The 21,931-nt window shown below is 68.5% G+C and carries 21 protein-coding genes; 19 read left to right on the forward strand and 2 right to left on the reverse strand.

Features of this window, described 5'->3' with window-relative positions:
- Nucleotides 1–63: 63 nt before the first annotated feature.
- Together alaS and ruvX are read left to right on the forward strand one after the other, a co-directional pair.
- Nucleotides 64–2,733, forward strand: a complete 2,670-nt coding sequence (gene alaS, locus ACWETB_RS08535; protein ID WP_452210531.1) for an alanine--tRNA ligase — start codon at nucleotides 64–66, stop codon at nucleotides 2,731–2,733.
- On the forward strand, nucleotides 2,733–3,164 hold the full coding sequence (gene ruvX / locus ACWETB_RS08540; protein WP_449742960.1) for a Holliday junction resolvase RuvX: 432 nt from the start codon (nucleotides 2,733–2,735) through the stop codon (nucleotides 3,162–3,164). Before alaS ends, ruvX begins: the two co-directional genes overlap by 1 nt.
- Nucleotides 3,165–3,350: 186 nt before the next feature.
- Here ruvX and ACWETB_RS08545 read toward each other — a convergent pair whose 3' ends face one another.
- The gene (locus tag ACWETB_RS08545) at nucleotides 3,351–3,575 is read right to left on the reverse strand and encodes a hypothetical protein (RefSeq protein WP_452210534.1); all 225 of its coding nucleotides are present in this window, start codon (nucleotides 3,573–3,575) and stop codon (nucleotides 3,351–3,353) included.
- Between ACWETB_RS08545 and mltG the strand changes: the two genes are divergently transcribed.
- The 6 genes from mltG to aroB all read left to right on the forward strand — a co-directional run bounded on the left by mltG (nucleotide 3,559) and on the right by aroB (nucleotide 9,604).
- Entirely contained in the window at nucleotides 3,559–5,247 is a 1,689-nt protein-coding gene (mltG, locus tag ACWETB_RS08550) for an endolytic transglycosylase MltG (RefSeq protein ID WP_452210536.1), read from the forward strand. The two genes, ACWETB_RS08545 and mltG, sit on opposite strands and share 17 nt — an antisense overlap.
- Nucleotides 5,238–6,137: a shikimate dehydrogenase gene (locus ACWETB_RS08555; protein ID WP_452210538.1), complete on the forward strand. Its 900-nt coding sequence runs from the start codon at nucleotides 5,238–5,240 to the stop codon at nucleotides 6,135–6,137. Before mltG ends, ACWETB_RS08555 begins: the two co-directional genes overlap by 10 nt.
- Before the next feature lie 137 nt (nucleotides 6,138–6,274).
- Nucleotides 6,275–6,712, forward strand: coding sequence for a prepilin peptidase (locus ACWETB_RS08560; RefSeq protein WP_452210540.1), 438 nt, complete (start codon nucleotides 6,275–6,277; stop codon nucleotides 6,710–6,712).
- Complete coding sequence (gene aroC / locus ACWETB_RS08565) at nucleotides 6,700–7,908, forward strand: chorismate synthase (RefSeq protein ID WP_452210542.1); 1,209 nt, start codon at nucleotides 6,700–6,702, stop codon at nucleotides 7,906–7,908. The genes ACWETB_RS08560 and aroC overlap by 13 nt, the downstream gene beginning before the upstream one ends.
- Complete coding sequence (locus tag ACWETB_RS08570; protein WP_452210544.1) at nucleotides 7,905–8,483, forward strand: shikimate kinase; 579 nt, start codon at nucleotides 7,905–7,907, stop codon at nucleotides 8,481–8,483. Before aroC ends, ACWETB_RS08570 begins: the two co-directional genes overlap by 4 nt.
- Nucleotides 8,480–9,604, forward strand: coding sequence for a 3-dehydroquinate synthase (aroB, locus tag ACWETB_RS08575; protein WP_452210546.1), 1,125 nt, complete (start codon nucleotides 8,480–8,482; stop codon nucleotides 9,602–9,604). Before ACWETB_RS08570 ends, aroB begins: the two co-directional genes overlap by 4 nt.
- A gap of 149 nt (nucleotides 9,605–9,753) precedes the next feature.
- On the opposite strand, the gene ACWETB_RS08580 is transcribed toward aroB, so the two are convergent.
- Complete coding sequence (locus tag ACWETB_RS08580) at nucleotides 9,754–10,257, reverse strand: B-4DMT family transporter (RefSeq protein ID WP_348803681.1); 504 nt, start codon at nucleotides 10,255–10,257, stop codon at nucleotides 9,754–9,756.
- A 126-nt stretch (nucleotides 10,258–10,383) separates the two neighbouring features.
- On the opposite strand from ACWETB_RS08580, the gene ACWETB_RS08585 reads away from it, so the two are divergent.
- From ACWETB_RS08585 to ACWETB_RS08635, 11 genes are all read left to right on the forward strand, one after another.
- Nucleotides 10,384–11,490 carry a M24 family metallopeptidase gene (locus tag ACWETB_RS08585; RefSeq protein ID WP_452210549.1) on the forward strand — a complete coding sequence of 369 codons (1,107 nt, stop codon included), beginning with the start codon at nucleotides 10,384–10,386 and terminating at the stop codon, nucleotides 11,488–11,490.
- Nucleotides 11,491–11,527: 37 nt separating this feature from the next.
- Nucleotides 11,528–12,091 (forward strand): elongation factor P, encoded by a 564-nt coding sequence (gene efp / locus ACWETB_RS08590; RefSeq protein WP_348803683.1) that lies wholly within the window; start codon nucleotides 11,528–11,530, stop codon nucleotides 12,089–12,091.
- Nucleotides 12,092–12,106: 15 nt separating this feature from the next.
- Nucleotides 12,107–12,580, forward strand: coding sequence for a transcription antitermination factor NusB (gene nusB, locus ACWETB_RS08595; protein ID WP_449742950.1), 474 nt, complete (start codon nucleotides 12,107–12,109; stop codon nucleotides 12,578–12,580).
- A 99-nt stretch (nucleotides 12,581–12,679) separates the two neighbouring features.
- Complete coding sequence (pyrR, locus tag ACWETB_RS08600) at nucleotides 12,680–13,267, forward strand: bifunctional pyr operon transcriptional regulator/uracil phosphoribosyltransferase PyrR (RefSeq protein ID WP_449742949.1); 588 nt, start codon at nucleotides 12,680–12,682, stop codon at nucleotides 13,265–13,267.
- Nucleotides 13,267–14,247, forward strand: a complete 981-nt coding sequence (locus ACWETB_RS08605; RefSeq protein WP_452210552.1) for an aspartate carbamoyltransferase catalytic subunit — start codon at nucleotides 13,267–13,269, stop codon at nucleotides 14,245–14,247. The genes pyrR and ACWETB_RS08605 overlap by 1 nt, the downstream gene beginning before the upstream one ends.
- Before the next feature lie 20 nt (nucleotides 14,248–14,267).
- Nucleotides 14,268–15,581 carry a dihydroorotase gene (locus ACWETB_RS08610; RefSeq protein ID WP_452210577.1) on the forward strand — a complete coding sequence of 438 codons (1,314 nt, stop codon included), beginning with the start codon at nucleotides 14,268–14,270 and terminating at the stop codon, nucleotides 15,579–15,581.
- A complete protein-coding gene (locus ACWETB_RS08615; RefSeq protein ID WP_452210554.1) occupies nucleotides 15,578–16,216 on the forward strand; it encodes a PH-like domain-containing protein in 639 nt (212 codons plus the stop codon). Before ACWETB_RS08610 ends, ACWETB_RS08615 begins: the two co-directional genes overlap by 4 nt.
- Nucleotides 16,213–17,388 (forward strand): glutamine-hydrolyzing carbamoyl-phosphate synthase small subunit, encoded by a 1,176-nt coding sequence (carA, locus tag ACWETB_RS08620; protein WP_449742945.1) that lies wholly within the window; start codon nucleotides 16,213–16,215, stop codon nucleotides 17,386–17,388. The genes ACWETB_RS08615 and carA overlap by 4 nt, the downstream gene beginning before the upstream one ends.
- On the forward strand, nucleotides 17,388–20,723 hold the full coding sequence (carB, locus tag ACWETB_RS08625; protein WP_452210556.1) for a carbamoyl-phosphate synthase large subunit: 3,336 nt from the start codon (nucleotides 17,388–17,390) through the stop codon (nucleotides 20,721–20,723). The genes carA and carB overlap by 1 nt, the downstream gene beginning before the upstream one ends.
- A complete protein-coding gene (pyrF, locus tag ACWETB_RS08630; RefSeq protein ID WP_452210558.1) occupies nucleotides 20,720–21,541 on the forward strand; it encodes an orotidine-5'-phosphate decarboxylase in 822 nt (273 codons plus the stop codon). Before carB ends, pyrF begins: the two co-directional genes overlap by 4 nt.
- A 19-nt stretch (nucleotides 21,542–21,560) precedes the next feature.
- Nucleotides 21,561–21,692: a hypothetical protein gene (locus ACWETB_RS08635; protein ID WP_449742942.1), complete on the forward strand. Its 132-nt coding sequence runs from the start codon at nucleotides 21,561–21,563 to the stop codon at nucleotides 21,690–21,692.
- The last annotated feature ends 239 nt before the right edge of the window (nucleotides 21,693–21,931 follow it).

Raw genomic sequence — 21,931 nt, forward strand, 5'->3', positions numbered from 1 at the left:
AGTACTCGACGGTAGGCTGGTAAGTCGCAGATAGCCCAACCACTTCCCGAGGACGACACCGCAGTGCAGACGCATGACATCCGGAAGCGATTCCTGGATCACTTCATCTCCGCCGGGCACACCGAGGTGCCCAGTGCCTCGCTCATCCTCGACGACCCGAACCTGTTGTTCGTCAACGCGGGCATGGTGCCGTTCAAGCCGTACTTTCTCGGTGAACAGACGCCGCCGTTCGATCGTGCGACCAGCGTGCAGAAGTGCGTCCGCACCCTCGACATCGACGAGGTCGGCATCACGACCCGCCACAACACGTTCTTCCAGATGGCCGGCAACTTCTCCTTCGGCGACTATTTCAAGCGCGAGGCCATCAACTTCGCCTGGACGCTGCTGACCAACAGCGTCGAGGACGGCGGATACGGCATCCCAGCCGAAAAGCTGTGGCCCACGGTCTATCTCGACGACGACGAGGCCGAGTCCATCTGGCGCGACGAGATCGGGGTGCCCGCCGAGCGCATCCAGCGGCGTGGTCTGAAGGACAACTACTGGTCGATGGGTGTGCCCGGGCCGTGCGGGCCGTGTTCGGAGATCTTCTACGACCGCGGCCCCGATTACGGCGTCGAGGGTGGCCCGGAGGCCGACGAGGACCGCTACATCGAGATCTGGAATCTCGTGTTCATGCAGAACGTCCGCGGTCCCGGCGGCGGCAAGGAGGGCTACGAGATCCTCGGGCCGCTGCCCAAGAAGAACATCGACACCGGCATGGGTATCGAACGTGTCGCATGCCTGCTGCAGGGTGTCGACAACGTCTACGAGACCGATCTGCTCAAGCCGATCATCGACCTCGCCGCCGAGGTCACCGGACGCGCCTACGGCGCCGGCCATCACGACGACGACGTGAAATTCCGCGTCATCGCCGACCACACCCGCACCTCGGCGATGCTCATCGGCGACGGCGTGCTGCCCGGTAACGACGGCCGCGGCTACGTGCTGCGCCGACTCCTGCGGCGCGTCGTCCGCTCGGCGCGTCTCCTCGGCGCGCAGGGACCGACGATCGGGGCGTTCGTCGGCATGGCGATCGACCTGATGGCCCCGTCGTATCCGGAACTCGCCGCGCAGCGGGACCACATCCTCACCGTCGCCGAGGGGGAGGAGAACAGCTTCGCCAAGACCCTCGCCGCCGGCACCAAGCTGTTCGCCGACGCGGCCGCGGCCACCAAAAAGGCCGACAAGACGATTTTGTCCGGCAACGACGCCTTCACCCTGCACGACACCTACGGCTTCCCGATCGATCTGACCCTGGAGATGGCCGCGGAGGCCGGGCTGAATGTCGACGAGACCGGTTTCACCGAACTCATGGCCGAACAGAAGGCCCGCGCCAAGGCCGATGCGACCGCCCGCAAGACCGGGCACGCCGACGCCGGCATCTATCGCGAGTTCCTCGACCGCGGTCCCACCGAGTTCACCGGCTACGAGGAGCTGGTGTCGGAGGCCCGGGTCCTCGGACTCATCGCCGACGGGGTGCGGGTACGCAACGCCACCGCGGGTCAGGAACTGACCGTGATCCTCGACCGCACACCGCTGTACGCGGAGTCCGGCGGTCAGATGGCCGACACCGGCAGCATCACCACCAGCACCGGTGCCCGCCTGCGGGTGCGTGATGTCCAGCGTGCGGGGAAGACCGTGTGGTTGCACAGTGTGGTGGTCGAGGCCGGGGAGATCGTCGAGGGCGACGAGGTGATCGCGGCGGTCGACCAGGCGTGGCGGCACGGCGCCACCCAAGGACACTCCGGAACCCATATGGTCCACGCCGCGCTGCGGCAGGTCCTCGGTCCGAGCGCCACGCAGGCCGGCTCGCTCAATCGGCCCGGATACCTGCGTTTCGACTTCCATTCCGGCTCGGCACTGACCGAGGCGCAGCGCACCGAGATCGAGGAGATCAGCAACGCCGCGGTCGAGGCCAACTATCCGGTGAACACCTTCGAGACCGGGTTGACCGAGGCCAAGGCGATGGGGGCGCTCGCCCTGTTCGGCGAGAACTACGGCGACGAGGTCCGCGTCGTCGAGATCGGCGGGCCGTTCTCGATGGAATTGTGCGGTGGTACCCACGTCGCATCGTCGGCGCAGATCGGGCCGGTGACGGTGATCGGTGAATCCTCGGTCGGATCGGGTGTCCGACGTGTCGAGGCCTACGTCGGGATGGACTCGTTCCGCTATCTGTCCAAGGAACGCGCCCTGCTCGCCGGGCTGGCGTCGTCGTTGAAGGTGCCCTCCGAGGAGGTGCCCGGACGCGTCGAGTCCCTCGTCACGAAGCTGCGCGACGCCGAGAAGCAGGTGGAGAAGTTGCGGGCCGACGCGGCACGCGCGGCGGCCTCCGGACTGCTCGACGAGGCGACGACGGTGGGCTCGACACTGCTGGTCAGCGGCATCCTGCCGGGCCTGGACGCGAACGGTCTGCGGTCGGTGGCCACCGATCTGCGGGGCCGGGTCGCCGATCGGGCGGCGGTCGTCGCGCTCTTCTCGACCACCGGGGACGGCGCCGACACCAAGGTGCCGTTCGTCATCGCCACCACCGACGCGGCGCGGTCCGCGGGCACCAAGGCCGGTGACATCGTCAAGGACATCGCCGGACTCGTCGGCGGCCGCGGCGGTGGCAAACCGGATCTCGCGCAGGGATCGGGCACCGATCCCGTCGGCGTCGACGCGGCGGTTCGCCGGATTCGCGAGTTGCTCGGCTGATGCCATTGCAGCGGGGACGTCGCCTCGGCATCGATGTGGGCAGTGTGCGCATCGGTGTGGCGGTCTGCGATCCCGACGGCATCCTCGCCACGCCGGTGGAAACCGTGCGTCGCGACAGTTCCGGTGGCACCGACATCGCCCGGATCGCCACGCTGGTGGCCGAGTACGAGGCGATCGGCGTGATCATCGGATTGCCCAAGACCCTGCGCAACACCGATGGCGTCGCGGTGGCGGCGGCCCGGGAGTTCGGCGACGCCCTGACCAGTGCAATTGCGCCGGTCGGGGTGGAGTATGTGGACGAGCGTCTCACTACGGTCACCGCGGCGCAGGCATTGCGCGCCAGCGGCCGTTCGGCAAAGTCTTCGCGCGGGGTCATTGATCAGGCGGCCGCGGTCGCTATTCTGCAGGGATGGTTGGACGCGCGACGATGAGTCCGCGCGCATTCGGCCGACGTCCATCGATCGGAGAGTCCGATCGTCACGCAGCGTTGGTGCTGCGTGAAGTGCGCACGTGCCGGGGGGCGGTGCGGCGAGCAGCCACACCGTCGAACCGGAACCAGGGAGGGTATCCGCGGTGACCGACGAACGGCATCGGAGTCGCCATCGAGAGCAGTCCGATCACACGGGCGGGAGCATGGATCCCGAACGGTTGCGGTACTTCACGCAATCGGTCGAGGGGCGACCCAGCACCCGGCACCGCCGGCGTCGCGCGGACGGCACCGCCGGTCCGGCTCCTGCGACCACCCCCGGCCCGAACCGCAGCAGCGCGCCGGCCTCACCGGGCGCCGCCCCGACGGGGTTGGCGCCGACCTCGATGCGGGCCCGGGTGGCTTGCACCGACACGATCGACACCACGGTCGACACCCGCAAGATGGCGCCGGTCGCGACGCCGACGGTCGACGAGGCCGCCGTCACCGACCTGCGCAAGCGTCCCGAGCCTGCGACCGAGGTCATCGAGCAGCCGGTCTCCGAGCAGCCGGTCTCCGAGCAGTCGGTCTCCGAAGAGTCGGTCTCCGAGCAGTCGGTCAGCGCCGCGACGCCCACCGCTCCGCTCGAAGAAGACGTCGATGCGGACCAGATCGGCACCGAGCAGACCGAGCAGAGCGACCTCGACGGGTTCGGCACCGATGAGATGCCCACCGAGACGGTCGATCCGACGTCCGTCACGTCACGGGTGGTGGCGCCCGGAGCGCTTGCGGCACTGGCAGATCCGACCGAGTCGGACGAGGGTGGATCCGGTTTCGCCCATACCGCAGCCCACGACACGGTCATCGCGCACGACACCGCCGATCACCGGACCGTCGCCGACACCGTCGTCGCAGAGACCGACGGAGCACCGGTCGACGATCATCCGGATCGGCGGCCCGCCGGCATCCGCCGCCGTCGGCGTCGTCGGATCGGGATGATCATCGCCGCCGTCGTGGTGTTGTTGCTCGTGGTCGGGGTCGGTCTGGTAGGCGCGAAGAAGGCGGGATTGCTCGATTCGCGTAAGGATTATACGAATGCCCAGGGCACCGGCGACGTGTTGGTGCACATCCCCGATGACACGACGATCAAGCAGATGGGACAGATCCTCGTCGACGACGACGTGGTCGGCAGCGTGCACGCCTTTGTCGATGCCGCGGGTGATGCGTCGTTGTCGAGTGGGTACTACAAGATGCGCACCGAGATCCCGGCGTCGACGGCGGTCGAGATGATCTCCGATCCGGATGCGGCGCACCGCGTCGGGCGGATCGTGGTTCCCCCGGGCACCCCGGTGGACACCAAGCGGGACACCTCCGGGCGGGTCACCCCGGGCATCTTCGAGATGATCGCCAATCAGACCGGGGTGGACATCAACGGCCGACGGATCGGGGTGACCGTCGAGCAACTCGACGACGCCGCCGCGCAGGGGAGCGTCACCGACCTGGGGATTCCGTCGTGGGCGCGCGCCGCGGTGACCGGTCTGGACGGGGACCATCGTCGGATCGAGGGCCTCATCGCCCCCGGGACATGGGAATCGATCGACCCGGGTCAGTCGGCCACCGAGATCCTGCGCACACTGATCACCCAGAGCGCCGCGACGTATGAGAAGTGGGGGCTGTTGAGCAACAACAGCTCCGGTCTGAGCCCGTACCAGACGCTGGTCGCGGCCTCGCTGCTGCAGGGCGAGGTCAATCCGGCCGACTACCCCAAGGTGGCCCGGGTCATCCTCAACCGGTTGGACAAGGGTCAGAGGCTGGAGTTCGACTCGACGGCCAACTACACCGCTCAGGTGGTCGACCTCAACGTGCATGACGAGGACCTGCGGGCCGGTACGCCGTGGAACACCTATGTGATCCGGGGGCTGCCACCCACCCCGATCGGGGCGGTCGAGGAGCAGGCACTCGAGGCGATGGAGCAGCCCGCCGACGGCGATTGGCTGTACTTCGTCACCGTCGACGCGAAGGGGACGACCCTGTTCACCGCCGACTTCGATCAGCATCGGCGCAACATCAGTACCGCGTGCCGCAACAGGTTCATCACGTGCCGGTGAGCCCTCTGCCGTTGGACCGACCGGTGCTGGCCGAGCCGGTGGGCGGACGACATGCGCGTGCCGCGGCGGTTCTCGGCTCACCCATTTCGCATTCGCGGTCGCCGGACCTGCACCTGGCGGCATATCGTGCCCTCGGCCTGGCCGACTGGACCTACGTGCGTACCGAATGCACCGCCGACACACTGCCGACGATCGTGCGTTCGGCGAACCCGGCGCAGGTCGGGTTCTCGGTGACGATGCCCGCGAAGCTGGCGGCCCTCGGGGTCGCCGACGAACGCACCCCGCGGGCGGTACTGGTGGGATCCGCCAACACCCTGGTCCGGACCGAGACCGGATGGCGTGCCGACAACACCGACATCGACGGGATGACCGGCGCGCTCGCAGCGCTCGGGGTGCTCCCCGAGACGGTCGGCGCCACGCTGCCCCGCGCAGCCGTCGTCGTCGGAGCCGGTGGGACCGCCCTGCCCACCGTCGCCGCGCTGGTGGCGGTCGGAGTCGATGACGTGACCGTCGTCGCCCGTAGCGCCGACCGGGCGCGCGGAGTTCTCGACCTCGCCGACCGACTCGGGGTCCGCGCGTCCCTGCTGTCGTTCGCCTCCGACGACGAGCTCACCCGGCGCTGCGCCGAATCCGCGGTGACGGTGTCGACCGCACCCGCCGCGGGGGCCGCCGCCGTGGTCGGCTCGCTGTCGGCGGCCGCCCGGGTGGTTGACGTGATCTACGATCCGTGGCCGACCCCGCTCGCCGCCGCGGTCACCGAGGCCGGCGGACGGGTGGTCGGTGGTCTGGTGATGTTGTTGAACCAGGCCTTCTCCCAGGTGGAGCAGTTCACCGGGTATCCCGCTCCGCGGGAGGCGATGGCGGCGGTGATCGGCGCCGCGGCCGGGTGAGCCGGTGCGGGCCGACCGGACAGACCGGCGCCCGCGCGTCCTCACCGTCATCCCCAGAGCCTCCGGGGCTCACAGGTGGGCGGCGATGCCTGCTTCGGTGACGTGGCGTGGTGCCCATCGTCGGTGACACTGCACTGATGACCCCTGCAGCGGCCGTCACGGCGTCGGCAACCTCGGTGATCCTCGCGTGGCTGGCGGTGATCGCCGGATTCGATCACCGGCATTCCCGGATACCGAACATCGCCATCGTCCCTGGTGTCGCTGCGGTGATCATCGCCGGCGGCATCCATCCCGTCGTGTTGGCCGCGGCGTCCGCCGGGTCCCTGGCCTACCTGTTGGGATTCCTTGCAGGTGCGTGTGGCGCCGGCGACGTCAAGCTCGCCTTCGTCCTCGGTGGTGTGCTCGGCGACCCGGTGTCGGCGCTGGTGATGGTGCTGATCGCGCAGGTGATCACGCTGGCCGAATTCGTGCTCGGTCGCGGTGGACGAGTGCGCCGACCGCACGGGCCCGCACTCGCCGGGGCCTTCCTGGTCACGGCCGCGGTCGGGGTCGTCGTCGGCGCATGGAACAATTGATCCTTGTGTTGCGCTGGATAACCGCCGGAGAGTCCCATGGCCCGGCCCTCGTGGCGATCGTCGAGGGAATGGTCGCCGGAGTCGAGGTCACGTCATCGGATATCGCCCTGCAATTGGCCCGTCGTCGACTCGGCTACGGCCGGGGCGCCCGGATGAAGTTCGAGGCCGACAAGGTCACCGTGATCGGCGGCATGCGTCACGGCCGCTCCATGGGCGGGCCGATCGCGATCGAGATCGGCAATACCGAGTGGCCCAAGTGGGAAACCGTGATGGCCGCCGATCCCGTCGACGCCGCCGACCTCGAGGGCAGTGCGCGGAACGCGCCGCTGACCCGGCCACGTCCCGGGCATGCCGATTTCTCCGGCATGCTCAAGTACGGCTTCGACGACGCGCGGCCGATCCTCGAGCGGGCCAGTGCCCGCGAGACCGCCGCCCGGGTGGCCGCCGGGACCGTGGCCCGCAACTTCCTGCGTCAGGTACTCGGGATCGACATCGTCTCCCACGTCATCTCGATCGGTGCGAGCGATCCCTATGCGGGTCCGGCCCCGACGATCGCCGATCTCGAGGCCATCGACGCCAGCCCGGTGCGGGCCTTCGATACGACGGCCGAGACTCAGATGATCGCCGAGATCGAGGCCGCCAAGAAGGACGGAGACACCCTCGGCGGCGTCGTCGAGGTGGTCGCCACCAACGTGCCGGTCGGACTCGGTTCCCACGTGAGCGGCGAGACCCGACTCGACGCGCGCCTGGCCGGTGCCCTCATGGGTATCCAGGCCATCAAGGGGGTCGAGGTTGGCGACGGCTTCGCCACCGCGCGCCGCCGCGGTAGCCAGGCGCACGACGAGATGGTGCCCGGCCCCGACGGTGTGCTGCGGTCCACCAACCGCGCCGGCGGCCTGGAAGGCGGCATGTCCAATGGCGAGGACATCCGGGTACGGGCGGCGATGAAGCCGATCTCGACCGTGCCGCGGGCGTTGTCGACGATCGACATGAGCACCGGTGATCAGGCCAGTGCGATCCATCAGCGCTCGGATGTGTGTGCGGTGCCGGCCGCGGGTGTGGTCGCCGAGTCGATGGTTGCGCTCGTGCTGGCGCAGGCCGCGCTGGAGAAGTTCGGTGGCGATTCGGTGGCCGAGACCAGTGAGAACCTGCGGGGCTACCTGAAACACATCGCGACCCGGCCGCCCCGCTCATGACGGCCCCCGGCGAGACCGGTGCACAGGTCGGCGGGCCCGATCGTCCGGCGGCGGTCCTGATCGGCTTCATGGGGGCCGGAAAGTCCACCGTCGGAAAGGTTCTCGCCGATCGCCTCGGTGTCGACTTCATCGACACCGACACCGAGATCGAACACCGTGTGGGGCAGACGATCCCGGAGATCTTCACCGGTTCCGGACCGATCCGGTTCCGAGAGATCGAACGCGACGTCGTCCTCGACATCTTGGAGAATCATCGCGGAATCGTCGCACTCGGAGGTGGTGCGGTGACGACGCCGGCGGTCGCCGACGGCCTCGCCGGACACCGGGTGATTCATCTGCGTGTCGGTGCCGAATCCGGCTTCGCGCGGGTGTCGGGTTCGGATCGGCCGCTGCTCGCCTCCGCCGAACCGGCTGCGCGATACCGCGAATTGCTCGAGCAGCGCGCCGACACCTACGCCGGAGTGGCCACCATCGAGGTCGATGCCGCGGCCGGTGATCCCGAGCAGGTCGCCGACGAGATCGTCACAGCCATCGCCCACGAACTTCGCGAAATCGTTCCCGAGAGGACGTCATGACCGACCCCGCCACGTCGACCGAACCCGTCCGCATCGCGGTCAACGCATCGTCGCCCTATGAGGTGATCACCGGTCGTGGCCTTCTCGGTGATCTGGCGCAGGCTGCGGCCGGTGCCGACCGGGTGGCCATCCTGTACCAGCCGACCCTCGCGCAGACCGCCGAACAGATCAGGGAGTTCCTGTCCGACAAGGGATTCGATGCACATCGCGTGGAGATCCCGGACGCCGAGGCGGGTAAGGACCTCAAGGTCGCCGAGTTCTGCTGGGATGTGTGCGGCCGGATCGGCCTGAAACGCAACGACAAGATCGTGTCGCTGGGCGGGGGAGCGGCCACCGACCTCGCCGGATTCGTCGCTGCCACTTGGATGCGGGGCATCGGCGTCATCCACGTCCCGACGACCCTGCTGGCCATGGTCGACGCCGCCGTCGGCGGCAAGACCGGCATCAACACCGACGCCGGGAAAAATCTCGTCGGGGCCTTCCACGAACCCGACGCCGTCCTCATCGACATCGCCACCCTCGAGACCGTGCCGCGCAACGAGGTCATCGCCGGCCTCGCCGAGGTCATCAAGACCGGTTTCATCGCCGATCCGGTGATCCTCGACCTCATCGAGGCGGATCCGGCCGCGGCCACCGATCCCACCGGAGCAGTGCTGCCGGAGCTCATCCGGCGGTCGGTGCAGGTGAAGGCCGACGTGGTGTCCGCCGACCTCAAAGAGGCCTCACTCCGCGAGATCCTGAACTACGGGCACACCCTCGGCCATGCCATCGAGCGGCGTGAACGGTACCGCTGGCGCCACGGTGCCGCCGTGGCCGTCGGACTGGTGTTCGCCGCCGAGCTCGCGCGCCTGGCCGGGCGTCTGGACGACGCCACTGCCGACCGCCACAAGTCGATCCTCGATCTCGTCGGATTGCCCACCACCTACGACGCCGACGCGCTCGGTGACCTGCTGACGACCATGGCCGGGGACAAGAAGAATCGTTCGGGTGTGATGCGTTTCGTCGTCCTCGACGGACTCGCCAAGCCGGGGCGACTCGAGGGACCGGATCCGTCGCTGATCGCGGCCGCCTACTCGGCGGTGGCCGCCGACGCCGCGCCGAACGGCGTCACTCTGTTGTAGTCGTCGGGTCGCCGCGCGTGTGAGCAGTCCCTGGTGTCACCGACGCCGAGGAGCTCGAGGACGCCTGCGACTCGCCCGACGTCGGGGTCACCGCTGATCCCGACGCTCCCGGCACCGCGGGCACGCTGCCTCGAGTGCCCGGACTCGCCTCAGACCCGCTCGATCTGCTCGGTCTTCTCCGCGTCGGGATGCACCGACCAGTCGCTGGTGTCGGGTGCGTTCTTGCGCTGATCCCGCCGGATCAGGAAGCGACCGACCGCCGCACCCACGAAGGCGGGCACGAAGATCAGCAGCGCAGTGAACGAACCGCCGGCGAACAACTCGACGGCGAAATTGGCCTGGCCGATCCCGGCGAACACGAAGGTGCCCAGCACCCACGAGATGATCGCCGACGCGGCGCCGGCCAGGACGCCGGCCTTGAGCCAGCGCACGGTGAGGTCGTCGTAGTCGTCCGGGTCGGGATTGGCGCGTGCGTCGGAGATTCCGTCGATTCCGCCCCACAGCACCGCCACGAGGACGACAGCTGCCACCGCGATGGTCTTCCACACCGTGGAATGCAACGGGGAGTGGATGATCGCGATGCCGAGGAGTACGCGGACACCGACGTGGACGGCGGTCATCACCACACCGCGCAGCAACCAAGGGAGAGCCATGGCGAGAAGAGTACAAGAGAGGGAGCTCGCAGAGTGCCGTTGGCCACAGTTGGGTGTTGCCGGTGAGCGTCGCCGGCCGGGGCGGTGGCCGCGTCGAAAGTGACGACGACGTCGTAGCGTGGAGGAATGCCCACCACCCCCGACCACGCCGCCCGCCGCGAACGCCTGCGAGGTCTGCTGACCGCCGACGAGGTGCCCGTCGACGTGCTGATCGTGTCCGACCTGATCAACCTGCGGTATCTGACCGGGTTCACCGGGTCCAACGGCGCGCTGCTCATCTCGGCGTCGGGTCCCGAGACCGACCGCATCTGCACCGATGGCCGATATCTCACCCAGGTCGCCGCGCAGGCCGGTGACCTCACCGCCGTCATCGCACGCGACTGCCCGCAGGAACTGCTCGGGGTCGCCGCCGCGGCGGGTGCCACGATGATCGGGTTCGAGGCCGACGCCCTGACCGTCGCCGCGCATCGGCGACTGGCCGACACGGCACCCGGCGGTGTCGACCTCGTCGGCCGATCGGGCCTGGTCGAGGGCCTCCGCGAGGTGAAGGACGCCGGTGAGATCGCGTTGCTGCGCCAGGCCTGCGCGATCGGCGACGACGCGCTGGCCGCGATCATCACCGACGGCGTGATCCGGGCCGGGGCCACCGAACGCGAGGTCGCGCGGGCCCTCGAGTGGGCGATGTACCGGCTCGGTGCCGACGGCATCGCCTTCGAGACGATTGTCGCCGCCGGCGCACATTCGGCGATCCCACATCATCGGCCGACGGACGCGGTCCTCGCCGACGGCGACCTGGTCAAGATCGACTTCGGGGCGCTCTATGGCGGCTATCACTCGGATATGACCCGCACCTTCGTGCTACGCCGAGCGGCAGCATGGCAGAAGGACATTTACGACCTCGTCGCCGCCGCGCAGGCCGCCGGCCGGGCAGCACTGGCACCGGGTGCGGATCTGCGCGAGATCGACGCCGCCGCCCGCGCGATCATCGCCGACGCAGGCCACGGCGACGACTACGTGCACGGCCTCGGCCACGGCGTCGGCCTGCAGATTCACGAAGCACCGGGAATCGGCAAACTGGCGACGGGTACACTGCCATGCGGCGCAGCGGTGACCGTGGAACCCGGGGTGTACCTCCCGGGGCGAGGCGGAGTCAGGATCGAGGACACCCTCGTCGTCACCGACGGCGATCCGGAGCTGCTGACCGCCACCGACAAGGCATTCACCGTCATCTGACGGCAATCGGACAAATCCAGGAAAGAAGACGACACCTATGGCGACCACCGCCGATTTCAAGAACGGCCTCGTGCTGCGCATGGACGACCAGCTGTGGCAGATCCTCGAATTCCAGCACGTCAAGCCCGGCAAGGGCCCGGCCTTCGTGCGGACCAAGATCAAGAATGTGCTCTCGGGCAAGACCGTCGACAAGACCTTCAACGCCGGTGTGAAGGTCGAAACCGCGACCGTCGACCGCCGTGACATGACCTTCCTCTACAACGACGGCACCGACTACGTGTTCATGGACACCCAGGACTACGAGCAGTACGCGCTCCCGCCGGCCGTCGTCGGTGACGGCGCCCGCTTCCTGCTGGAGAACATGACCGTGCAGGTCTCCCTCAACGACGGCAATCCGCTGTTCATCGAGCTTCCGGTCACCGTCGAGATGGAGGTGACCCACACCGATCCCGGTCTGCAGGGTGACCGTTCCACCGGCGGCACCAAGCCCGCCACCATGGAGAGCGGCGCCGAGATCCAGGTTCCGCTGTTCATCAACACTGGCGACAAGCTGAAGGTCGACTCCCGCGACGGCAGCTACCTCGGCCGCGTCAACAGCTGAGCGAGACCTCCCCACGTGAAGCAGCCCGGAACCCGACACAAGGCGCGCAGACGCGCCGTTGACCTGTTGTTCGAAGCGGAGGCCAAGGGGGTCGCCCCCGACAGCCTCATCGCCGAACGCCGCATTCTGGTCAACTCCGACGAGAGCGTCGGACAGATTCATTCCTACACCCAGCGGGTGATCGACGGCCTTGTCGCCGACAGCACCCAGATCGACGCGGTGATCTCCTCTCATCTGAAGGGGTGGACCCTCGAGCGGCTGCCGGCAGTCGATCGCGCCATCCTGCGTCAGGCGACGTGGGAACTGTTCAATGCCACCGATGTCGACCCGGTCGTGGTGGTGGATGAGGCCGTCGAACTGGCCAAGGAACTGTCGACCGACGATTCCCCGGCCTTCGTCAACGGAGTGCTCGGGACGATCGCCGAACTCGCTCCGCAGGTGCGGGCGGCCGCCGCCGCGCAGCCGCGGACGGACCCGCCGCAGATCTGACTGCGCCGACGTCAGCGCACCCGACGGCGGCGTGTAAGGTACCTGACGAGAAAGACATCCTTTAACGATCCGTCCCGTGAGGCGGAGAAGGAGGTCGGCGTGGTCACGCCTACCGACGGTGCCCCACCCAATCGGCGCGTTCTGCTCGACGCCGGCGATGTGTCGAGAACCATCGCCCGGGTGGCCCATCAGGTGATCGAGAAGAATACTCTCGACGCCCCCGACGCGCCGCATGTCATCATCATCGGAATTCCCACCCGCGGAACGACTCTCGCCGACCGGTTGGCGGCCAAGATCGCCGAGTTCGCCGGTCGGGAGATCCCCGTCGGATACCTCGACATCACCCTGTACCGCGACGACCTACGCGACAAACCGCACCGCCCCCTCGAACGCACCATGGTGCCCACCGGTGGCGTCGACAATGCGATCGTCATCCTCGTCGACGACGTGCTCTACTCCGGCCGGACGGTGCGGGCCGCCCTCGACGCACTGCGTGACCTGGGGCGCCCGGCCGCTGTCCAGCTGGCGGTGCTCATCGACCGCGGTCACCGCGAACTACCGTTGCGCGCCGACTACGTCGGCAAGAACATCCCGACCTCCCGCGACGAGAACGTGGCGGTCCACCTCACCGAGCACGACGGCGTGGACGAGGTCGTGCTCAGCTCCGCCGGGGCGGTGCAGGCCTGATGCGGCACCTGCTCTCCACCCAGGACCTCACCCGCGACGACGCCACCGAACTGCTCGACGACGCCGAACGTTTCGAGCAGGCACTCACCGGCCGGGAGGTGCGCAAACTCCCGACGTTGCGAGGCCGCACCGTGATGACGGTGTTCTACGAGAACTCCACCCGCACCCGCGTGTCCTTCGAGACGGCGGGCAAGTGGATGAGCGCCGACGTGATCAACGTCTCGGCGTCGAGTTCCTCGGTCGGCAAGGGAGAATCCCTGCGAGACACCGCGATGACGCTACGCGCGATCGGCGCCGACGCCCTGATCGTGCGGCATCCGGCCTCCGGCGCGGCCCATCAGATCGCGCAGTGGACCGGCGGCGCCGGTATCGGGCCCAACGGCCGGGAAACCAGTGGGCCCGCCGTCATCAACGCGGGTGACGGCACCCACGAACATCCCACCCAGGCGCTGCTCGACGCGCTGACCCTGCGCCAGCGACTCGGCTCCCTCGACGGCCGCCGCATCGGCATCGTCGGCGACGTGCTGCACTCGCGGGTGGCGCGATCCAACGCCCACCTGCTGGCGACCCTCGGGGCCGAGGTGGTGCTGATCGCCCCACCGACCCTGCTGCCGGTCGGGGTCGACCAGTGGCCGGTCACCGTGACCGGCGACCTCGACGCCGAACTGCCCACCCTCGACGCGGTGATGATGCTGCGCGTGCAGGCCGAACGCATGAACGGTGGCTTCTTCCCGAGTTCCCGCGAGTACTCGGTGCGCTACGGACTCAACGCACGACGGCTCGCCCTGCTCGACGACGACGCGGTGGTGCTGCACCCCGGACCAATGCTGCGCGGCATGGAGATCGGCTTCTCCGTCGCCGATGCACCGCAGGCCACCGTCCTCGAACAGGTCCGCAACGGCGTGCACGTGCGGATGGCGGTGCTGTTCCGCCTGCTCGTCGGCACCGACACGACCGACCAGACAGGAGTCACACTGTGAGCGCCCCGATCCCCGGACCCATTCCGGGACCCGATGCCATCGGAACCGTTGTCCTGCAACAGGTGCGCCCCTACGGCGAGGGCGATCCGGTGGATGTGGCGGTGATCGACGGCTCCATCACCGAGATCGGATCCTCGCTCACCGTCCCCGAGGGTGCCGAGATCATCGACGGCGCGGGAGCGGTGCTGCTGCCCGGTCTCGTCGACCTGCACACCCACCTGCGCGAACCCGGGCGCGAGGACACCGAGACCATTCGAACCGGCTCCCGAGCGGCCGCGCTCGGCGGCTACACCGCGGTGTTCGCCATGGCCAACACCGACCCGGTTGCCGACAACTCGACCATCACCGACAACGTCTGGCGGGTCGGGCGCGACGTCGGACTCGTCGACGTGCACCCGGTCGGGGCGGTCACCGTCGGCCTGAAGGGCGAACAACTCGCCGAGATGGGCATGATGGCCTCCGGCGCCGCCGGTGTCCGGCTGTTCAGCGACGACGGCAAATGCGTCTTCGATCCGCTGATCATGCGTCGGGCCCTGGAGTACGCCACCGGCCTCGGGGTGCTGATCGCCCAGCACGCCGAGGAGCCTCGGCTCACCAAAGGTGCTGTCGCACACGAGGGTCCGAACGCCGCCCGACTCGGACTGGCCGGTTGGCCGCGCGCCGCCGAGGAATCCATCGTCGTCCGTGACGCGTTGCTGGCCCGCGACGCCGGCGCGCGCGTGCACATCTGCCACGCGTCCACCGAGGGCACCGTCGAATTGCTGCGCTGGGCCAAGGACCAGGGCATCGCGATCACCGCCGAGGTGACCCCGCATCACCTGTTCCTCAACGACGAACGGCTGACCACCTACGACGGGGTGAACCGGGTCAATCCGCCGCTGCGCGAAACCCGGGACAATCTCGCGCTTCGTCAGGCCCTCGCCGACGGCATCATCGACTGCGTCGGTACCGACCACGCACCGCATGCGGCGCAGGAGAAGTGCTGCGAATTCGCCCTCGCCAAACCGGGAATGCTGGGCCTCGAGACCGCACTGCCGATCATCGTCGAGACGATGGTCGTTCCCGGTCTGCTCGACTGGCGTGGCGTGGCGCGCGTGATGAGTGAGCGCCCCGCGGAGATCGTCGGTCTCACCGATCAGGGGCGTCCCATCGCGGTGGGGGAGCCGGCGAATCTCACCATCGTCGATCCGGACCGGTCGTGGGTGGTGCACGGTCCCGACTTGGCAAGCCTGTCGGACAACACTCCGTATGAATCCATGACGATGCCGGCGACCGTGGTCGCGACGCTTCTGCGCGGCGTCGTCACCGCCCGTGACGGACGGGCGAGCGCATGAACGAGCTGTGGACCGACCTGATCATCGTCATCGTGGTGCTGGTGGTGTGGTTGGCGCTGGTCGCCCTGGTGGTGCGCGGGTGGCGCAACCGCGGACGCCGACAGGCCGAGATCATCGGCGAGATCCCGACGGCGCCGGCCGAACTCGGAGACACGCTGCGTGGTCCCGACACCGGGCTCTACCTCGGCGCCACCCTCGCGCCGAGCTGGCAGAATCGGATTGCGGTGGGGGACTTCGGCGATCGGGCGTCCGCGCGACTGTCCGCACATCCTGACGGGATCCTGATCGAACGGACCGGTGCGAGCGAGATCTGGATTCCCCGGGCATCGATCACCGCGGTGCGGACCGAACGTGGTCACGCCGGCAAGGTGATGAGCGCCGACGGAGTGCTGGTGATCCGCTGGACGTTGCCGGGTGGCACCGAGATCGACTCCGGATTCCGCGCCGACGACAAGAGCATCTATCCCGGCTGGATCGACGACACCCACCCTGCCGACTCCGCGGCCACCGACGCCGAATCCACCGATGCCGAATCCACCGATGCCGCGGCCATTACGCCCAAGCCCACCACCCCCGAGGAGACGGCGACCGCTGCCCCGGCGCGCTCCGAGACCGAACAGAGGAAAGATCAATGACCGCAGCGGTTCTGGTGCTCGAGAACGGTCAGGTGTTCTCCGGCCGGGCCTACGGCGCCGTCGGCGAAACCCTCGGCGAGGCCGTGTTCTGCACGGCGATGACCGGCTATCAGGAAACCCTCACCGACCCCAGCTATCACCGGCAGATCGTGGTGGCCACCGCCCCGCAGATCGGCAACACCGGCTGGAACACCGAGGACGGCGAATCCACCGGCAGCGCCGGCAGCGGCAGCCTCGATGGTGATTCCGGCAAGATCTGGGTGGCCGGCTACGCGGTCCGCAATCCCACACGCCGCGTGTCGAATTGGCGTGCGACCACCTCGCTCGAGGACGAGTTGGTGCGCCAGGGCATCGTCGGCATCTCCGGCATCGACACCCGCACCGTGGTGCGTACGCTGCGCGATCACGGATCGATGCGGGCCGGGGTATTCTCCGGTGCCGCACTCGACGGGGCGGGGGCCGAAGAACTCTTCGGACGTGTCCGCAGTCAACCGTCGATGAAGGGCGCCGACCTCGCCGGCGAGGTGTCCACCGACACCGGCTACCTCGTGGAGCCGGCCGGTGAGACGCGCTACACCGTCGCCGCCATCGATCTGGGCATCAAGACCAACACGCCGCGGATGTTCGCGCAGCGCGGGGTCGCGGTGCGTGTTCTGCCGTCGAGCGCCTCCTTCGCCGACATCGCCGAGTTGAGGCCCGACGGTGTGTTCCTGTCCAACGGTCCCGGCGACCCGGCCACCGCCGACGCCGCCGTGGCGTTGACCCGAGAGGTCCTCGGTGCGGATCTGCCGCTCTTCGGAATCTGCTTCGGCAACCAGATCCTCGGCCGCGCACTGGGTCGGCGCACCTACAAGATGACCTTCGGTCACCGCGGCATCAACATCCCGGTCATCGACCACGCCACCGGCGCGGTCTCCATCACCTCGCAGAACCATGGCTTCGCCCTCGAAGGCGAAGCAGGTGAGGAGTTCGACACCGACTTCGGACGCGCCCGGGTCAGCCACGTCTGCGCCAACGACGGCACCGTTGAGGGCGTCGAATTGCTCTCCGGCAGAGCATTTTCCGTCCAGTACCATCCGGAGGCCGCGGCCGGTCCGCACGACGCCGCCTACCTCTTCGACAAATTCGTCACCCTGCTCGAGAGTGACCGCGCCAACGGAACGAGGGCCTGATGCCGCGCCGCACCGATCTCAAGCACGTCCTGGTGATCGGCTCCGGACCGATCGTCATCGGCCAGGCCTGCGAATTCGACTACTCCGGAACCCAGGCCTGCCGCGTCCTGAAGTCCGAGGGTCTGCGGGTGAGCCTGGTGAACTCGAATCCGGCCACCATCATGACCGACCCGGAGTTCGCCGACGCCACCTACATCGAGCCGATCACCGCCGAGTACGTCGAGAAGGTCATCGAGGCCGAACGTGACGCCGGCCACCCGATCGACGCCGTGCTGGCCACACTCGGCGGCCAGACCGCCCTCAACACCGCTGTGGCACTGCATGATCGGGGTTCGCTGGAGAAGTACGGCATCGAGCTGATCGGTGCCGACTTCGACGCCATCCAGCGCGGTGAGGACCGGCAGATGTTCAAGGACATCGTCGCCAAGGTCGGTGGCGAGAGCGCCCGCTCGGCGGTCTGCCACACGATGGAAGAGGTCCGGGAGACCGTCGCCGAACTCGGCTATCCGGTGGTGGTGCGGCCGTCGTTCACCATGGGTGGACTCGGCTCGGGCATGGCCTATGACGAGGCCGACCTCGACCGCATCGCCGGCGGGGGTCTCGCCGCGTCGCCGACCGCGAACGTCCTCATCGAGGAATCCATCCTCGGCTGGAAGGAATACGAGCTCGAGCTGATGCGCGACAACCGCGACAACGTGGTCGTCATCTGCTCCATCGAGAACGTCGACCCGGTCGGCGTGCACACCGGTGACTCGGTCACCGTGGCCCCCGCGATGACCCTGACCGACCGCGAATACCAGAAGATGCGAGACCTCTCGATCGCCATCCTGCGCGAGGTGGGCGTCGACACCGGCGGCTGCAACATCCAGTTCGCCCAGGACCCCGCCGACGGTCGCCTCGTCGTCATCGAGATGAACCCGCGCGTCTCGCGGTCGTCCGCGTTGGCCTCCAAGGCAACGGGATTCCCGATCGCCAAGATCGCCGCGAAGCTCGCCATCGGCTACAGCCTGGATGAGATCACCAACGACATCACCAAGGAGACCCCGGCCTGCTTCGAGCCGACGCTGGACTACGTGGTGGTCAAGGCGCCGCGGTTCGCGTTCGAGAAGTTCCCGGGTGCCGACGACACGCTGACCACCACGATGAAGTCGGTGGGTGAGGCGATGAGCCTCGGCCGCAGCTTCGCCGAGGCACTCGGCAAGGTGATGCGATCCCTGGAGACCAAGGCCGCCGGATTCTGGACCGAACCGGGCCGGGTCGACCCCGCGACCATCGACCTGCCCGCACTGCTCGAGGAGCTCTCGGTCCCCAAGGACGGCCGACTCTACGGCATCATGTTGGCCTTCGAGGCCGGTGCCAGCGTCGAGGATCTCTACGAGTCAACCAAGATCGACCCGTGGTTCCTCGCCGAGATCGGTGGCATCGCCGCGCTCGGTGCCGATATCCGCGACGCCGACGAATTGTCCGAAGAGCTTCTCCGGGAAGCCAAGTCGACCGGCTTCTCCGACCGCCAGATCGCGGCGCTGCGTGGCGACCTCGCCGACGAGAACGCGGTTCGCGCACTTCGTCACGAGCTGGGCGTGCGGCCGGTCTACAAGACCGTCGACACCTGTGCCGCCGAGTTCGAGGCCCGCACGCCGTATCACTACTCCACCTATGAGCTCGATCCGGCGGCCACCAGCGAGGTGGCACCGCAGACCGAGCGGCCCAAGGTACTCATCCTCGGGTCCGGACCCAACCGGATCGGGCAGGGCATCGAGTTCGACTACTCGTGTGTGCACGCCGCGCTCACCCTGAGCGAGGCCGGTTACGAGACGGTGATGGTCAACTGCAACCCGGAGACCGTCTCCACCGACTACGACACCGCCGACCGTCTCTACTTCGAGCCGCTGACCTTCGAGGATGTCCTCGAGGTCTTCCACGCCGAATCGGAGTCGGGCACCGTGGCCGGGGTCATCGTGCAACTCGGTGGGCAGACCCCGCTCGGACTGGCCCATCGCCTCGAGGCGGCCGGGGTGCCGATCGTCGGCACCTCCCCGGCGGCCATCGATCTGGCCGAGGACCGCGGCGAGTTCGGCAAGGTGCTCACCGCCGCGGGCCTGCCCGCCCCTGCGTTCGGCACCGCGACCTCCTTCGACGAGGCCCGCGACACCGCCGCACGGATCGGCTACCCGGTTCTGGTACGTCCGTCCTACGTGCTGGGTGGCCGTGGCATGGAGATCGTCTACGACGAGAAGTCCTTGGCGGACTACATCTCCCGTGCCACCGAACTCACCCCCGATCATCCGGTGCTGGTCGACCGTTTCCTCGAGGACGCCGTCGAGATCGACGTCGACGCGCTGTGTGACGGTCAGGAGGTCTACATCGGCGGGATCATGGAGCACATCGAGGAGGCCGGCATCCACTCCGGCGACTCGGCGTGTGCGCTGCCGCCAGTGACCCTGGGCCGTGCGGATCTGGCGATGGTGCGCGCATCCACCGAGGCCCTGGCCAAGGGCATCGGGGTGCGCGGGCTGCTCAACGTGCAGTACGCCCTCAAGGACGATGTTCTCTACGTGCTGGAAGCCAATCCGCGGGCGAGCCGCACCGTGCCGTTCGTCTCCAAGGCGACCGCGATCCCGCTGGCCAAGGCCTGCGCGCGAGTGATGCTGGGTACCTCGATCGCCGAACTGCGCGAGCAGGCGATCCTGGCAGCCGACGGCGACGGCGGCGACGCCCCGTCGCATGCGCCGATCGCGGTGAAGGAAGCGGTGTTGCCGTTCAACCGGTTCCGCCGCCACGACGGCACCGGCGTCGACTCCTTGCTCAGTCCCGAGATGAAGTCCACCGGCGAGGTGATGGGTATCGACGCGGACTTCGGCCGGGCATTCGCCAAGTCGCAGACCGCGGCCTACGGATCGCTGCCCACCAACGGTGCGGTGTTCGTGTCGGTGGCCAACAAGGACAAACGTGCACTGCTGTTCCCGGTCAAGCACCTCGCCGACCTCGGATTCACCATCCTGGCCACCGAGGGCACCGCAGACGTGTTGCGTCGCAACGGGATCGATGCCACCACGGTGCGCAAGCACTTCGAGGCCGGACCGGGTGAGCCGACGATCCTCGACGCGATCCGGGCCGGCGAGGTGGCGATGGTGATCAACACCCCGTACGGACAGTCCGGACCCCGTGTCGACGGCTACGAGATACGTAGTGCCGCCGTCGCCGCCGGCATTCCGTGCATCACCACCGTGCAGGGGGCGAGTGCGGCGGTGCAGGGGATCGAGGCCGCGCGGAACAAGAGCATGGGCGTCGAGGCGCTGCAACGTCGGCATGCGGCACTGGTGAACGAGCGGTGACCGGCTTCGGGTCGCGCTACCGCGAGGCCGTCTCCGGGCGGGGGCGGCTGTGTGCCGGTATCGACCCACACGCCGAACTGCTGACGCAGTGGGGGTTGAGCGTCGACGCCGACGGTCTGGCCCGCTTCGCCGACATCTGCGTCGAGGCGCTGGGACCCGTTGCGGCCGTGGTGAAACCGCAGGTAGCGTTCTTCGAGGTGTTCGGGGCGGCCGGCTTCGCGGTCCTCGAACGCGTCATCACCGGTTGCCGCGAGGCCGGTGCGCTCGTGCTCGCCGACGCCAAACGCGGCGACATCGGTTCGACGATGGCCGCCTATGCCACGGCCTGGCTCGACGACGCCTCCCCGCTGTGCTCGGATGCGGTGACGGCGTCCCCGTATCTCGGGTTCGGATCCCTGTCGCCGGCCATCGACCTCGCGCGTGCGGGCGGTCGGGGAGTGTTCGTGCTCGCCCGGACGTCGAACCCGGAAGGTGCCCCGGTACAGCTCGCCGACGCCGACGGCCGTCCGGTGGGCCAACGCATCGTCGATGCCGCCGCCGCCGAGAATGTCGACGGCACCGGCACTCTGGGACTCGTCGTCGGCGCGACCCGCGCGCATGGACTGGACCTCGCCGGCCTGAACGGACCGATCTTGTCGCCCGGGCTGGGCGCTCAGGGGGCGACGCCGAGCGACCTGCCGGAGGTCTTCGCCGGGGCCGACCCGTCCTGGGTGCTACCCGCCTCGAGCCGCGGGGTGCTGCGGTCCGGGCCGGATGTGGCCGCCCTGAGCGGAGAGTTCACGCGCACCCGGGACGAGGTGGAGCGGGCACTCTCGTGATCGGGAGGCGACGTGCGGGGTGGGTCTGGATCCCGCCGCGACGCTACTGTTCGCGGGATGCGGCGGCGGAGACGACCCGCGCGCGGTCGACGTGGTGTCGTCGGCCGGGTCGACGGTGATGACGATTTCGGGGATGACGACCTCGGGCTGACTACCTCGGGCTGACTACCTCGGGCTCTCCGGGATCGGTGACCGCGTACTTCCGCGATATCTCGGTCGTCGGAGAAGCCGTCGTCTACGTCGAGGTCACCGCGGACCCGTCGATGTCGGTGCCGTGGGGAGCCGAGTATGCCCATGGCAGGTCCCCGGTAACCGGTCCAGTCAGTTCTAGAGCCAGTTCCTTCTTGCAGTCGATCAGTCGATCTCGCAGGCCACGGGGTGATGTTGGTG

It is taken from the genome of Gordonia sp. NPDC003950 (genome assembly GCF_053605205.1).